The organism is Nonomuraea recticatena, assembly GCF_039533245.1.
GTDB lineage: Bacteria > Actinomycetota > Actinomycetes > Streptosporangiales > Streptosporangiaceae > Nonomuraea > Nonomuraea roseola.
Genome location: NZ_BAAATE010000002.1, coordinates 469,948 through 484,835, shown reverse-complemented (window position 1 = coordinate 484,835; position 14,888 = coordinate 469,948). Strand labels below are relative to the sequence as shown.

Genomic DNA, 14,888 nt, shown 5'->3' with positions numbered 1-14,888 from the left:
GCTCACCGGCCGGGGCCTCACACGGGGGCGACCGGGTGCCGCTCCGCTCCCGGCTCGCCCCTGATCGCGCCGGACCTGCGGGCGACGGCGACGAGCGGGATCACCACGGCGCAGCTGACCGCGACCAGGACGGCCGACAGCCCGCCGATCCCGCCGGCCGACAGGATCCCGGTTCCCGCGACGGGTCCCAGGGCGGTGCCGAAGCCGAACGCGGCGTTCGCCAGCACCGCCCATCGTCCTCTCGCGTCGAGGGTGGCGGCGATGGCGATCATGTAGGTGAGCGCCCCCTGGTAGGTCAGGTTCCACAGGAGCTGGCCCGTGGTGTAGATCGCGGGGGTCCCTCCCGCCGCGATCATCACCTTGGAGGCCACGCCGAGCAGCAGGAACACCGCCAGCGGCACGGCTCTGCCGTACCTGTCGCCGATCACCGCCACCACGCCGCCGCCGATCAGCCCGGCGAACAGCGACCCTGAGAGGATCAGGTTGACGACACCCTCGTCCATGCCGATCTCGTCGACGCCGATCGTGCCTGTGACCGCCCACAGGGCGTACTCGCAGGCGCCCCAGAGGCAGATGCCCGCCACCAGGACCAGGCCCGCGCCTCTGGACCCCAGCGGGCCGGCGGAGGCGGCGCTCTCCACCGGCGCCTCCGGCATGCCGCGCATGAAGGGGACGGTCGCGGCGCACACCACCGCGATCGAGCCGACGGTCACCGCCAGCCCTCCGCCGAACAGCGGGAGCGCCATGTAGATGCCCGAGCCGATCACCGTGCTGGCGATGAGCCCGACCCCCGTGGCCCTGTCGGGGTTGGCCATGGCCGCGATTCCCGCGCTGGCCAGCGACAGGACCGCGCCGCCGCCGACCCCGCCGAGCAGGATGCCGGCGATCGCGAGGGCGGGCACGGGGACGAGCGCGGCGGCCAGGAAGCCCGTGACCATCGCCGTGAGACTGACGACGGCCGCCCGTGCCCTGCCGGGTCTGGCGGCACGTCGGGTGATCAGGACTCCCGTCACCGCGGAGGCGAGCAGGGCGCCCGTGCCGACGAAGCCCGCGCCCTCCATGCTCAGGCCGAGACCGGAGCCGAGGGTCTCGATCAGGGTCGGGAGCATCGTGGGGACCATGTAGGCGGCGGTGAGAGCCATGGAGATGGCGGCCAGCGCGAACGCCGGCGACCTGGGGGGTGTGGTCACGCCGGACTCCTCAATCTGCGGAGGCTATCGATTGATAGTTGAACCTAAGCGCTGGGCCTGGCTCCCGTCCAGAGCCATTTACTATCGGGTGATATTCTCGACGGCCATATGAGCGCGAAGCCGAGCACCGAGAGCCGTCCGGATTTCACCCAGCTCAGAGCGCTGCCCCGCGAGCGCTGGCCGCGAAGGGAGCAGATCCTCTGCGAGGCGGCCAGCCTGTTCGCCCAGCGCGGCTACCACGGCACCTCGACGAGGGACATCGCCGAGGCGCTCGGCATCCGCCAGCCGTCGCTGTACAACCACTACCCGTCCAAGCTGGCGATCCTCCAGGACCTGTGCGCCTACGACATCGGCGTCCCGGAGGAGCGGGTCAGGTGGCTGGCAGGAGCGGAGGCGAGCGCCTCCGCCAGGTTGTACGCCGCGATCAGTCTCGACGTGGAGTACTGCCTCGAGGCGCCCATCGACATGCGCGGCCTGCCCGACGACCTGATCCGCGAGCCCGGACTCGAGTCATGGAACCGCAGGCTGCGCGCCTGGTACGGCACGGTCCGCGCGCTCGTCCGCGAGGGCGTCGAGGAGGGCGAGCTCGCCCTCATCGACCCCGAGTTCGCCAGACAGGCGATCTGGGGCGTGGAGTGGGAGGTCATCAGGGTCTCCCACGGCGGACGGCGCCGCAGGGCCGGAACCAGGCCAGACGACACCGCGACCTTCCTGCTGCGCGGCCTGCTGGCCGACCCCGGCCGCGTCGGCGAGGTCAGGCGGGCGGCCGCCGAGGTGATCGCCGCCTACCGCGCCGCTACGTGAGCCCGCTCGGGCCCGCGTAGCCGACCAGGGCGTCCACGGCGAGCACCCCCTCGACGCCCACCCTGACCGGGTTGACCTCGACCTCGGCGACGTCGGGCCGTTCGGACAGCAGGCGGGAGACCGCCACGATCACCTCGGCCAGGGCGCCGACCGCCAGCGCGGGCCCTGCCCTCCATCCGGTCAGCAGCCGGTGGCAGCGCAGGCCGCGCAGCATCTCCGTCGCCGCGCGCGCGGTGAGGGGCGCCAGCGCGGTCACCGTGTCGCGCCACAGCTCGACCCCGGTGCCGCCGAACCCCGCCACCACGACGGGACCGAAGGCGGGATCCCTGCGCCCCCCGACGAGGATCTCCACGACGTGGTCACGGGTGTCCATCTCCTCCACGACGTAGCGGCCAGGACCCAGCCGCCGCGCCATCTCGCGCCTGGCGCGGCCCAGGGCCGCGGCGTCGGGGAGCCCGACCACCACTCCGCCCGCCTCGCTCTTGTGCTCGAGCCAGTCGGCCTTGAGCACGTACGGCGCGCGCAGGCCGTCCACGCCCTCCTCGGCGAGCCGTCCGGGAGGGAACGGCACGCCGTATCCGGCCAGCAGCTCCCTCGCCGCCCAGTACCCCTGCGCCGGGGCCGAAGGAGCAAGAGGCCGCAGGGGCGGACAGGGCCGACGGGCCGGGGGAAGGGCGGCCGCCCGTCCGAGGGCCCAGGCGGCGCCGTCCACCCGGTCGTAGACGGGCACGCCGCACTCCCTCAGCGCCGCGAGCGCCTCCGTGCCTCTGCCCATGCTGTCGACGTGGACGGCCGTTCCGCGCGCCACCTCGGCGATCCGCCCCGCGACCGACACCTCCGTCCTGTCCAGCGCGGGGTTGTCGCCGCCCCACGCGCCGAAGTAGCCGGTGAGCAGGACCGCGTCCGCCTCCCCGCTGCCGGCGATCACCTCGACGACCCTGGCGTAGCTCGTCATGTCGCGCTCGCCCGCTCCCGCCAGGTCCACCGGGTTGGCCGTGGCGGCGGCCGGTGGCAGCAGAGCGGCCAGGCGCGCGGCGAGCCCCGCGGAGAAGGGCGGCACGCGCAGCCCTTCCTGGTCGGCCAGTTCGGCCGCGAGCGCGCCCTGCCCTCCGCCGTCGGAGACGACCGCGACCCTGCGTCCGCGAGGAGGGGCGGGGGCGGCCAGCGCCTGGGCGAGGTCGACCAGCCGTCCTGGCGAGGCGACCCTGATCGCGCCGCCTGCCTCGCAGGCGGCGTCCACGACCTCCATGGCCGAGGTGAGCGCTCCTGTGTGGGAGCGCGCCGCGGCCCTCGACGCCTCGCCGCCGCCGACCGTGAGGACGATCACGGGCTTGCCCGCCTCGCGCAGGGCCGCGAAGGTCTCCACCAGGGCGCGGCCGTCGCCGAAGTCCTCGGCGTACAGGGCGACCGCCCTTGTGCGGTCATGTCCCGCCAGGTCGGCCAGCGCCTCGGCGGCGGTGACGTCGGCCTGGTTGCCGAGCGAGACGAACCTGGAGACGCCGAGGCCCGCGTCGGCCGCCAGTGTGCCGAGCGCCAGACCTAGCTGACCGCTCTGCGAGACGATGGCCATGCTGCCAGGGGTGAACGAGCCCCAGGCCAGGTGCAGCTCGGTGGCCGCGTCGTACAGGCCGAGGCAGTTGGGGCCGAGCAGCCTGGCCCCCGCGGCGGCGATCCGCTGCGCGAGAGCGCGCTCGGCTCCCTCGCCCAGCGCGAGGTCGAGCCCCGCTGTGATGCCGACGAACCCTCGCGCGCCCATGCCGAGCGCCTGCTCCACCACTCCGGGCACCGCCCTCGGCGGCACGCACAGCGCGACCAGGTCGGGCGCGCTCGGCAGGTCGTGGAGCGAGGACAGGCACCGCACGCCCTCGACGACCGCGCCCTGCCGTCCGACCAGGTGGACCTCGCGCCGGTGCGCGCCCTTGATCGCCCCTCGCGCCAGCCAGTAGCCCCACTTGGCGCGGTCGGCCGACGCGCCGACCACCGCCACCGACCGGGGGTCGGCGAAGACCCGCATGCCGTTCACGACCGCAGGGACCTGGAGATGATCAGCCGTTGGATGTCGGAGGTGCCTTCCTCGATCTCCTCCAGCTTCGCGTCGCGCATCCACTTCTCCACCAGGTACTCGCGGGAGTAGCCCCAGCCGCCGTGCGTCTGGACCGCCGCCCACGTGCACCACATGGCGTGCTCCGACGCGGTCAGCTTGGCGACGGCCGACTCCTGCGTGACGCTCTCACCCGCGTCGAACAGCCTGGCCGCCCGCATCGTCACCAGGTGCGACACGTCGACCTTCGCGGCCATGTCGGCGAGCCTGAACGCCACCGCCTGGTGCTCGATGATCTTCACGCCGAACTGCTCCCGCTCGCGCGCGTAGGCGAGCGTCGCGTCGAGGGCGGCCCTCGACAGCCCCGTGCAGGCCGCGCCGATGAGGATGCGCGAGGCGTCGAAGGTGCGCATCAGCCCGCGGAAGCCCTGCCCCTCCTCCCCCAGCCTGTCGGCCAGGGGGACCCTCACGTCCTCGAGGAAGAGCTCGGCGCAGGCGATGCCGCGCTGCCCCATCTTCGGCATCGGCCTGCCGACCGTCAGCCCTCGCGCGCCGCGCGGGACCACGAAGGCGGTGATCCCCTTCGACCTGGTGCCGGGGGCGACCGTCGCGAAGATCACGAACAGGTCGGCGTAGGGACCGTTGGAGATCCACGCCTTCTGGCCGTTCAGGACGTAGGAGTCGCCGTCTCGCACGGCTCGCGTGGTCAGCGAGGCCGCGTCCGAGCCTGCTCCCGGCTCGGTGACCGCGAGGGCCGTCAGCGGAGGCAGAGCCGAGCAGAGCGGGGCGAGGAAGCGGCGCTTCTGCTCCTCGCTGCCCAGCTCCAGCACCGGAGCGGCGAAGAAGCCCGCCGACGTGGTCAGGTTGCCGATGGAGACGTCGCCGTGGCACAGCTCCTCCTGGACCAGGCACTGCGTCACCAGGTCCGTCACCCCGCCGCCGCCGTACTCCTCGGGGATCATGAAGGAGGTCAGGCCGACGGCGGCGGCCTTCTCCCACACCTGCGAGGGCAGCGCGTGGTCGGCCTCGTCCACCTCGCGCGCCCTCGGCCTGATCTCGGCGGCGGCGAAGTCGCGCGCCAGCCTGACGAACGCGGCCTGCTCCTCCGTCATCGCCAGGCCCCCGCGCACCTCGCGCGTCATCGGCCCTCCTCCTACCATCGGATCGTCACCTGCTTGGGCTCGGCGTAGTGGTCCAGCGCGTACGCCGACATGTCCTTGCCGTAGCCGGACTGGCCGAAGCCGCCGTGCGGCAGCTCGGAGGCGGCGGTCATGTGGTCGTTCACCCAGACCGCCCCGTAGCGCAGCTCGGCGGCGGCCCTCATCGCCCTGCCGACGTCGCGCGTCCAGACGCTGGCCGCCAGGCCGTACGGCACGTCGGCCGCCATCGCGAGGGCCTGCTCGTCCGAGCCCGCCCGCTGCACGGTGAGCACGGGGCCGAAGACCTCCTCCTGCACGATCGGCCAGCGCTGCTCCACCCCGGTCAGGACCGTGGGCGGGTAGGAGGCGCAGGGACCTTCGGGCACGGTCCCTCCCGCCAGGACCGCGGCGGGGGCCGCCACGGCGACGCCGACGTGGTCCGCCACCCTGTCGCGGTGCTCGCGGGTGACCAGCGGGCCCATCTCCGTCTCGGGGTCGGCGGGCGGGCCGACGCGCAGCGACCGGGCGCTCTCGGCCAGCGCCGAGGCGACCTCGTCGAAGCGCTCGCCCACCACGATCACGCGGGTGGCGGCCGTGCAGTCCTGCCCCGCGTTGGCGAAGGCGGCCACCCGCAGGCTCGCCGCCAGCCGGTCCACGTCGGCGTCGGGGAAGACCACGACGGGGGCCTTGCCGCCGAGCTCCAGGTGGAGCCGCTTCACCGTGCCGGCCGCGGCGGCCGCGACGGCCCTGCCCGTCGCGGTGGAGCCGGTGACCGAGACCATGTCCACCCCCTGGTGCGAGGACAGGAACGCCCCCGCCTCCCTTCCGCCGGTGACGACGGTGAAGACGCCCTCGGGCAGCACCCGCGAGGCCAGCTCGGCCAGGCGCAGCGTGGTCAGCGGTGTCTGCCTGGAGGGTTTCAGCACGACCGCGCAGCCCGCCGCGACGGCGGGGGCCATCTTCCACACGGCCATCATGAGCGGGTAGTTCCACGGCGCGATGCCCGCGACGACGCCGACGGGCTCGCGGCGGATCATCGACGTGGCGCCGGGGAGGTACTCCGCCGCCGCCCTGCCCTCGCAGGTGCGCGCGGCGCCGGCCAGGAAGCGCAGGTTGTCGGCGCAGTAGGCGATCTCGCCTGGAGCGCCCGCCATGGGCTTGCCGACGTTGCGCGACTCCAGCTCCGCCAGCTCGGCGGCGTGCTCGGTGACCAGGTCCGCGAGCGCGTGCAGCGCGTCGGAGCGCTCGGCCGGGGTGGTCCTGCGCCACCCGTCGAAGGCGGCGCGGGCGCCGGCGACCGCCCGCTCCAGCTCGGCCGGCGTGGCGCGCGGCACTTCGGCGATCGTCTGCCCCGTCGCCGGGTCGACCACGGCGTCGGAGCTCATCGGCTCTCCCCGCGTACGGCCGCGCAGAGCGTCTCGAAGTTGGCCACGAAGCGACGCGCGTCCTCCATGGTGTGCTGGACGGAGAGCGTGAACTGCTCGGTCTTGCCCCACGGCGGCAGGAAGATCCCGCCGTTGATCTGGTAGAGCCAGTGGGCGTGACCCCACTGGTCGGCGTAGCGCAGGAAGTCGCGGTAGTTGCGCAGCCGGTCGGCGAAGATCACCGATCCCTTCGCGCCGGCCGAGGCGACGTAGCCGGGGATCTCGTAGCGGGCCATCAGCTCGGTGACGCCGTCGGCCATGTGGGCGCGCATCGCGTCGAGGTGGGCGTAGGCGGCGGGGGTGAGCACCTCCGTGAGCACGGCGCGCACCGCGGCCATCGTGAGCGGGTTGCCGTTGAAGGTGCCGACCTGCTGGTAGGTGTTGTCGGCGACCAGCTCCATGAGCTCGGCGGTGGCGCCGATCGCGCCGCAGGGCACGCCGCCGGCCAGGGCCTTGGCCAGGCAGACGATGTCGGGCGTGACGCCGTACAGCTCGGTGGCCCCACCGGGCGCGACCGCCAGCCCCGTCTTGACCTCGTCGTAGGTCAGGTAGGCGCCGTGGGAGTGGAGCAGCGCCTTGAGCTCGGCGTGGTAACCCTCGTCAGCGGTGATCATGCCGATGTTCATCATGATCGGCTCGATGATCATGCCGGCGACCTGACCCTGGTGGGCCTCCAGCACCCGCCGCACGGCGTCGAGGTCGCCGAACGGCACCACGAGCGTCAGTTCGACGACCTCGCTGGGGTAGGCGGGGCCGAATGCCACCGAGCGGGGCGTGTCGTCGGGGCCGATGTCGCCGTCGGCGGAGTAGGTGGAGACCTGCACCGAGTCGTGGTGGCCGTGGTAGGAGCCCTCCACCTTGATGATCTTCTTGCGCCCGGTGGCGACGCGCATCAGGTGGACGGCGTCCATGGTCGCCTCGGTGCCGGAGTTGCCGAAGCGCCAGACCGGCAGGCCGAAGCGCTCGCGCAGCAGCCTGGAGACGGCGATGAGGTCCTCGGTCGGCTGCCCGAAGTGCGTGCCGAGGCGCGCCCTGCCGGTGAGCGCCTCGACGACGGCGGGGTGGGCGTGGCCCGCGAGGCCGACGCCGAAGCCGCCGTGCATGTCGACGTAGTCGTTGCCGTCGACGTCGCGGATGCGCTGGGCCCTGCCGTACTCGATCCAGATGGCGCCTGGCACGGAGTCCTGCCAGGAGGAGGCCACGCCTCCGGCCAGGGTCTCGCGAGCGCTCTCGCGCAGCTCGAACGAGCGGCTCATCCTGGAGACCAGGAGCCCCTCCTGCCGGGCGATCAGTGAGTCGAGCGTGTCGAGATCTCGGGTGTGCCGCACCAGGGCGTGCGTCATGGCTGTCCCCTTCACGTCCGGAAACTATCGATTGATAGCTTGCAGGACGCCCACGGACGGACACAAGGGGGTTCAGCTATCGATCGATAGCGCCTCGCGGGAGTAGCCCATGGCGTGCGCCGCCAGTCCCCGCCTGTCGACGCCCGGCACGCCGATGACGATCTGGGTGCTGAACCCGTCGAGCATCGCGCGCAGCCGTACCGAGAAGGCCTCGGCGTCGAGCGGGGCGAACTCGCCCGCGGCCACGCCGCTCTCCACCAGGCCCACCAGGTCCTCGTGCCAGCTCCGGTCCAGGTCGGCCTGGGTCTCGCGCAGCTCGGGCACGGCGATCGTGCGACTCCACACGTCCACCCAGAGCAGCCAGCGCGGATCGGCGGCGCCCGTGGGCAGATAGAGGTCCACGTACGCGGCCAGCCGCTCGACCGCGGGGGCCGCACGCCCGACGAGCTCGCGCCGCCTGGGCGCGAGCCTGTCCTCGCTCCAGCGCAACGTCTCCAGCAGCACCTGATCCTTGCTGCCGAAGTAGTAGAGGATGTGGCCCCCGCTGGTGCCCAGCCGCCTGGCGAGGCCGGCCATCGTGAGCTCGGCCAGGCCGTTCTCGGTGATCGCGGCCATGGCCGCCTCAAGCATCTGCTCCCGCGGGCGATCCAGCCTGCGACGCTCCCGTGCCATTGCTCACCTTGCGATAACAGTCGTTGACATGTCTTGACGGACCACAGTACGGCAGTGCATTTTGAATGCCATTCAATACTTTGAACGGCATTCAAAGTCCGTTCCGAGGAGTCCCGATGATCCAGCCGCACACGGCGCCCCCCTCCGCCCCCGCCCCTCCGTCCCTGTCCAGGGTGCTCGGCCTGTTCGGCGCGGTGCTGCTCACCCTGTCGTGCATCACCCCCGCCTCCTCGCTGTTCATCATCGTTCCCGAGGTGCTCGCGGGGCAGGGCTCGGGCGCGGTGCTCACGCTGCTGGCCGGCGTGGCCGTCTCGATCGCCGTCGGCTGTTGCTACGCCGAGCTCGGCACGCTCAAGCCCAGCTCGGGCGGCGAGTACGCCATGGTGACCGCCATGCTCGGCCGTCTGAGCGGCTGGCTCACCTTCGGCCTGTCCATCACCCTGCTGATCGTGATCCCGCCGGTCATCGCCCTGGGCACCGCCGACTACCTGAGCGACCTGTTCGCCGTGGACAGGGCGCTGGCCGGCGCCGTGGTCATGCTGGCCGCCACCGCCTTCGCGGTGCTCGACATCCGGTCCAACGCGCTGATCACCGGCGTCTTCCTGGCCATCGAGGTGCTCGCCGCCGCGGTGGTGGCCTTCCTCGGCTTCGCCAACACCCAGCGCGGCGTGGACGCCCTGGTCGCGCCCGTCGTCCCCGACGGGCAGGGCGGCCTCTCACCGTTCGGGCTGGCCGCGCTGATGGCGGGCCTCACCGTGGCGATGTTCGTCGTCAACGGCTTCGGCACCGCGACCTACCTGGCGGAGGAGATCAAGGACCCGCGGCGCAACATCGCCCGCACGGTGTTCTGGTCGCTGGGACTGGCCGCCGTCGTCATCATCGTGCCGGTGACCGCGACCGTGATGGGCGTCGGCTCCCTCGACGACCTGGTCAACCGCTCCTTCTCCGACTACGTGAGGCAATGGGGCGGCGACGGCGTGGCGACCGCGGTCAACCTGGGCATCGCGATCGCGATCCTCAACGCCGTCCTGGTGATGGTCCTGCAGAACGGCCGCGTCGTGTTCGCCTCCGCCCGCGACCGCGCCTGGCCTGCGCCTGTCAGCAGGGCGCTCACCCGCATCCACCCGCGCTGGGGCTCCCCCTACGTCGCGACGCTGGTCATCGGCCTGCCGGGGGCCGCGATGGCGTGGCTGCTCGACATCGAGCAGCTGCTCGGCCTCACCTCGGTGATCGTGACCGTCGTGTCGCTGCTGCTGGCCGCCGCCGCGCTCCGCTCCCGTACGGCGGTGCACCGCGCGCTGCGCGCCTGGCGGATGCCGCTGTGGCCGCTTCCCCCGCTGGTCGTGATCGCCGCCCTCGGCTACGCCCTGTTCGAGCAGAGCGCCACCGACCTCCTGGTCGGGGCGGCGATCGTCGTGCTGTTCACCGCCTACTACGCCTTCTACCTGTGGCCGCGCCGCGCGACCCACTGGATCGTCACCGCTCCCGAAGACTGAGAGACGAGCTCCTGATGACCGCCGACCTGATCGTCCGCAACGCCCGCATCCACACCGTCGACGACGCCTTTCCCAGGGCGGAGGCGATGGCCGTCAGCGGCGGCCGCATCGTGTGGCTGGGCGACGACGCCGACGCGCCCGAGGCTGCGCGGACCATCGACGCCGCGGGCCGCCTCGTGCTGCCCGGCTTCGTGGACGCGCACAACCACGTGAGACTCGGCTCCGACGCGGCCTGCGTGCAGCTCGCAGGCGCCGCAGACCTGGCCGAGATCGGCCGCAGGATCGGCGCGTGGCGGGCCGCCCACCCCGAGGCGAGGTGGATCGAGTGTGAGGGCTTCGACTACTCCGCGCTCCCCGGCATGCCCACGGTCGCCGATCTCGACCCGCTCACCGGCGACCTTCCCGCGATCGTGTTCAGCTACGACGTGCACACGATGTGGGCCAACACCGCCGCGCTGCGCCGCCTCGGCATCGACGGCGACCACACCGACCTGCCGTTCGGCGTCGCCCAGCTCGACGGGGCGGGAAGGCCCACCGGCTTCGTCACCGAGTTCGCCGTACGCGGCCTCTCCCGCGACGGGCACCGCGCGCTGGCCGCCCTCGGCGTGCCGTGGGCGGGGGCCGACCGGGCCTACACCCGCCTGCTCGACAGCCTCGACATGGCCACGGCGTTCGGCATCACCACGATCGTCGAGCCGCAGAACTCGGTGGACGACCTGGCCCTCTTCGAGCGGGCGAGATCCGAGGGACGGCTGCGCTCGCGCCTGATCGCGGCGCTGTTCCACCCGAGGGGGACCGGCGCAGGCGATGTGGCCGAGTTCGCTCGGGCCGCGGCGACCTACGACGACGAGTGGCTGAGGGCGGGGCCGCTCAAGCTCTACATCGACGACGTGGTGGAGCCCCACACGGCCGCGCTGCTGGAGCCGTACTGCGGGCACGGCGACCACAGGGGTGACACCTTCTACCCGCCCGAGGAGTTCGCGGCCCTGCTGACCGAGCTGGACGCCGCCGGTTTTCAGGCGTTCGTGCACGCCACGGGCGACCGGGGCATCAGGACCGTCCTGGACGCCGTGGAGCACGCCAGGCGGGTCAACGGCCCGCGCGACGCCCGCCACCAGGTCGTGCACGTGGAGTGCCTCGACCCCGCCGACGTGCCGCGCTTCGCCGAGCTGGGCGTGGTCGCCTGCATGCAGCCCAGGCACTGCTCCCCCGACATCGCCGGGCCGGGACGCGACTGGGCGGAGGCGGTCGGGCCGTCCCGGTGGTCCAAGGCGTGGCCGATGCGGTCGCTGCACGAGGCGGGCGCGGTCCTGGCCTTCTCCAGCGACTGGAACGTGGCCGAGATGGACCCCATGGTCGGCATCTACACGGCCGTCACCAGGCAGGGTCTCGCCGGAGGCCCGGCCTGGATGCCCGAGGAGTCCGTCGACCTGGCGACCGCGATCCGCGGCTACACGATGGGCTCGGCCTACGCCAACTTCTGCGAACACGACAGGGGCTCGCTGACGGTGGGCAAGCTGGCCGACTTCACGCTCCTCTCGGAGAACCTGTTCGCGATCCCCGCCGAGGCGATCCCCGGAGTGCGCACGGACCTCGTGGTCGTCGGCGGGGAGGTCGTCCACGAAGGCTGACCTCGTGTGGCCGCGACGCCCACCCCTGAAAGGGTTGGACACCTCCTGCCCTGTGCCTCCAGGCTCGGGGCATGGACGTACCTGATCACGAGCCCCGACCGTCGAGCCTCGAGCTGCTGGGCCTCCCCGCGGACGCCAGGGTGCTCATCGTGAACAACGACGACTTCGGCATGGACGAGGCGATCAACGACGCCGTCATCGCCTCGATCGAGGAGGGCGTCGCCGCCTCGTGCAGCCTGATGCCGCTGTGTCCGGGAGCGTCGCACGCCATGGACCTGATCAGGCGGCGGAAGATCCCCTTCGGGATCCACCTCACGCTCGTCCGCGACGCCGGCCACTGCCGGTGGGGCCCGCTGACCGCGAAGGAGCACGTCCCCTCGCTGCTCGACGAGGAGGGCGAGCTGTTCACGCCCCCGCGCATCCCCGACCTGCTGGACGGGGCCCGGCTCGACGAGGTGGAGCGGGAGTTCCGCGCCCAGGTCCGCGCCGTGCTCGACGCGGGCCTGACGCCCACGCATCTCGACTGGCACTGCCTGGCCGACGGCGGGCGCGACGACATCTTCGACCTGACGGTGGCGCTGGCCGACGAGTACGGCCTGGCGGTGCGGGCCTGGCTCGCGCCAGGACGGGAGAAGCTGCGACGGCGCAGGCTGCCGGTCGTCGACCACGACTTCCTGGACAGCTTCTCGCTCGACCTCGACGGCAAGGCGGAACGCTACGCCGAACTGCTGCGCGCCCTGCCGTCCGGGCTGAGCGAGTGGGCCACGCACCCGAGCACGGGCGACTCCGGAGCGATCGACGACGGCCGGCGGGTGCGTACGACGGACCACGACTTCCTTACCTCACCGCAGGCCCGCGACATCATCCGTGAGGAGGGGATCACCGTCATCGGCTACGAACCCCTCCAACGGGCCTGGCTCCAGCGCTGATCATCACCGGTAGATTTGCCCGGGTGGGTCCATAGCGCAGTGGCCGTCGCGCCGCCTTGCCAAGGCGGAGGACGCCGGTTCGAATCCGGCTGGACCCATGCTTCGCAGGGAGCCCGTAGCGCAGGTGGCCGTCGCGCCTCTATGGCATAGAGGAGGACGCTGGTTCGACTCCAGCCGGGCTCCACCCAGAGGAAGGGACCAACGTGGACGTCTCGACGGTGCTGCGGCGCCTCGGACAGGCGCGGGAGCTACCGCTGGACGACCCCGACCGCCTGCGCCTCGAGCACGCCGCCCTCGCGCTGGTCCGCGACGGCCAGCGCCGCCGCCGCAGGCAGCGCGAGCGGGCCGCGGCGCGGAGCGACGCGCAGGTCATGGCCGCCACCGCCATGGGAGCGCCCGGGCGCGTCGCCGACGCGCCCGTCATCCCGCCCGAGATCGCCACCGAGCTCCGGCTGAGCAGGACACGGACCTGTTACATCTGCAAGGCCGGGTACGACCGGGTTCACGGCCTCTATCACCTGCTGTGCCCGGCGTGCGCGTCCGTCAACGCCGCACGCCGTACGGCTCGAACGGACCTGAAGGGACGACGCGCGCTCGTCACCGGCGGACGCGTGAAGATCGGCCACCAGCTCGTGCTCAAGCTGCTCCGCGACGGCGCCCAGGTCACCGTGACCACGCGCTTTCCCAACGACGCCGCCCGCCGCTTCGCCGAGGCGGGCGACTGGAAGGGCCGCCTGCGGATCATCGGCCTCGACCTGCGTGACCCGCGCCAGGTCATCGCGCTGACCGACCGGTTGCTGGAGGCCGGCGACCCGCTGGACATCCTGGTCAACAACGCCGCGCAGACCATCCGCAGGCCCGCCTCCTCCTACGCGGCACTGGCCGAGGGCGAGCGTACTGACGCCGTCCTTCCTCTCATCGAGCCCCTCGCGGGGCTGCCCGACGTGTCCGGGCTGCTGCCCGACCTGTCACCCGCGAACTCCTGGTCGGCCAGGATCGGCGACATCGACCCCGTGGAGCTGTTGGAGACCCAGCTGGTCAACGCGGTGGCGCCGTTCCTGCTCATCGACCGGCTGCTGCCGCTCCTGCTCGCCTCACCGGCCCAGCGGCGCTACATCATCAACGTCTCGGCGGTGGAGGGCCAGTTCGCCGTCCCCAACAAGACCGGCCGCCACCCGCACACGAACATGGCCAAGGCCGCTCTGAACATGCTGACCCGCACCAGCGCCGCCGATCTCGCGCTGCAGGGCGTGCACCTGTGCAGCGTGGACACCGGGTGGATCACCGACGAGCAGCCCGCACCCGTCAGGGAGCGCCTGGACCGCCGCACCCCGCTGGACGTGATCGACGGCGCCGCCCGCCTCTATGATCCGATCGTGCGCGGCGAGGCGGGTGCGCCCTTGCACGGCGTCTTCCTCAAGGACTACCAGGTGGCGCCATGGTGACGCCCCCTCTTGGCGACCTGCTGGCGTGGCTGCGCGATGGCGAGCCCGTGGCGCGCCGTACCGACTTCGCGGCGGGTTCGGCGATGCCCGACGGGCGGCTCGACCTGTGCAAGCAGGGGCTGGGGCCGTACGGCATGCGCCTGGTCGCCGACGCCCTGCCGGTCGGCGGGCCCGCCCGCCACCTGCTGCTCGGCACCGACGGCCTCGGCGACGACGGAGCGGAGATCGCCGCGGCGGGCGCGGCCCGCTCGGGGGCGGCGACCCTCTATCTCGGCTGCAACGCCATCACCGCCGCGGGGGCCTGCAGAATCGCCGACCGCCTGATCGCCTCGCCGGGGATCGTGCGCGGGCTCTGGCTCAAGCGCAACCCGCTGGGCCCCGACGGCGGCCGGATCGTCGCGGAGACCGTCGACGCGGGCCTGCGCACGATCGACCTGGTCCAGACGGGCCTGGACGCGGCGGGCCTCGCCGTCCTGGTCGACCGTCTGCCGGCCGCGGAAGGAGCGGGACGGCTGTTCGTCAGCGGCAACCGGCTGGGCACCGAGGGCGCCGAGCAGCTGGCCAGGCTGATCGCCAGTGACGGAGCCGAGGAGCTCTATGTCTCCGCCTACGCCACACCGGACTCACCAGTAGAGGGGCGCTGCACCTGCTCGCCGGCGCCGGACGCGCCCTGTCCCCGACGAGGTACACGCTGGGCGGCGGCATCGCCTCCCGGGTGAAGCGCGACCTCGACGAGCTGGCGGCGGCCGTGCCCGCCCTCCGCCCCCATCCTGA

Annotated in this window: 12 protein-coding genes and 2 tRNA genes; 8 read left to right on the top strand and 6 right to left on the bottom strand. The window is 72.7% G+C overall.

Going from position 1 to position 14,888, the window contains the following annotated elements; translation table 11 throughout:
• Positions 1-17: 17 nt before the first annotated feature.
• Positions 18-1,190, bottom strand: coding sequence for an MFS transporter (locus tag ABFX50_RS05570; RefSeq protein ID WP_346143816.1), 1,173 nt, complete (start codon positions 1,188-1,190; stop codon positions 18-20).
• Between the two features lie 108 nt (positions 1,191-1,298).
• Here ABFX50_RS05570 and ABFX50_RS05565 point away from each other — a divergent pair, with 108 nt between their 5' ends.
• Positions 1,299-1,994, top strand: a complete 696-nt coding sequence (locus tag ABFX50_RS05565) for a TetR/AcrR family transcriptional regulator (protein WP_346143814.1) — start codon at positions 1,299-1,301, stop codon at positions 1,992-1,994.
• Here ABFX50_RS05565 and ABFX50_RS05560 read toward each other — a convergent pair.
• The 5 genes from ABFX50_RS05560 to ABFX50_RS05540 form a co-directional block, all read right to left on the bottom strand.
• The gene (locus ABFX50_RS05560; protein WP_346144087.1) at positions 1,987-4,008 is read right to left on the bottom strand and encodes an acetate--CoA ligase family protein; all 2,022 of its coding nucleotides are present in this window, start codon (positions 4,006-4,008) and stop codon (positions 1,987-1,989) included. The genes ABFX50_RS05565 and ABFX50_RS05560 overlap by 8 nt on opposite strands.
• A gap of 5 nt (positions 4,009-4,013) precedes the next feature.
• Entirely contained in the window at positions 4,014-5,177 is a 1,164-nt protein-coding gene (locus ABFX50_RS05555; RefSeq protein ID WP_346143812.1) for an acyl-CoA dehydrogenase family protein, read from the bottom strand.
• An 11-nt stretch (positions 5,178-5,188) separates the two neighbouring features.
• A complete protein-coding gene (locus tag ABFX50_RS05550; RefSeq protein WP_346143810.1) occupies positions 5,189-6,559 on the bottom strand; it encodes an aminobutyraldehyde dehydrogenase in 1,371 nt (456 codons plus the stop codon).
• Complete coding sequence (locus ABFX50_RS05545; RefSeq protein WP_346143808.1) at positions 6,556-7,941, bottom strand: aspartate aminotransferase family protein; 1,386 nt, start codon at positions 7,939-7,941, stop codon at positions 6,556-6,558. Before ABFX50_RS05545 ends, ABFX50_RS05550 begins: the two co-directional genes overlap by 4 nt.
• Before the next feature lie 72 nt (positions 7,942-8,013).
• Positions 8,014-8,613 carry a TetR/AcrR family transcriptional regulator gene (locus ABFX50_RS05540; protein WP_346143806.1) on the bottom strand — a complete coding sequence of 200 codons (600 nt, stop codon included), beginning with the start codon at positions 8,611-8,613 and terminating at the stop codon, positions 8,014-8,016.
• 116 nt (positions 8,614-8,729) lie between these two features.
• Between ABFX50_RS05540 and ABFX50_RS05535 the strand changes: the two genes are divergently transcribed.
• The 7 genes from ABFX50_RS05535 (at position 8,730) to ABFX50_RS05505 (ending at position 14,833) form a co-directional block, all read left to right on the top strand.
• Positions 8,730-10,109, top strand: coding sequence for an APC family permease (locus ABFX50_RS05535; protein WP_346143804.1), 1,380 nt, complete (start codon positions 8,730-8,732; stop codon positions 10,107-10,109).
• 14 nt (positions 10,110-10,123) lie between these two features.
• Entirely contained in the window at positions 10,124-11,740 is a 1,617-nt protein-coding gene (locus ABFX50_RS05530; protein WP_346143802.1) for an amidohydrolase, read from the top strand.
• A gap of 71 nt (positions 11,741-11,811) precedes the next feature.
• On the top strand, positions 11,812-12,669 hold the full coding sequence (locus ABFX50_RS05525) for a ChbG/HpnK family deacetylase (RefSeq protein ID WP_346143800.1): 858 nt from the start codon (positions 11,812-11,814) through the stop codon (positions 12,667-12,669).
• Between the two features lie 25 nt (positions 12,670-12,694).
• Positions 12,695-12,767 (top strand) — tRNA-Gly (locus tag ABFX50_RS05520).
• Between the two features lie 11 nt (positions 12,768-12,778).
• Positions 12,779-12,852: transfer RNA gene (locus tag ABFX50_RS05515), tRNA-Ala, on the top strand.
• A 20-nt stretch (positions 12,853-12,872) separates the two neighbouring features.
• Entirely contained in the window at positions 12,873-14,114 is a 1,242-nt protein-coding gene (locus ABFX50_RS05510) for an SDR family NAD(P)-dependent oxidoreductase (RefSeq protein WP_346143798.1), read from the top strand.
• Complete coding sequence (locus ABFX50_RS05505) at positions 14,108-14,833, top strand: leucine-rich repeat domain-containing protein (RefSeq protein ID WP_346143796.1); 726 nt, start codon at positions 14,108-14,110, stop codon at positions 14,831-14,833. The genes ABFX50_RS05510 and ABFX50_RS05505 overlap by 7 nt, the downstream gene beginning before the upstream one ends.
• Positions 14,834-14,888: the final 55 nt, after the last annotated feature.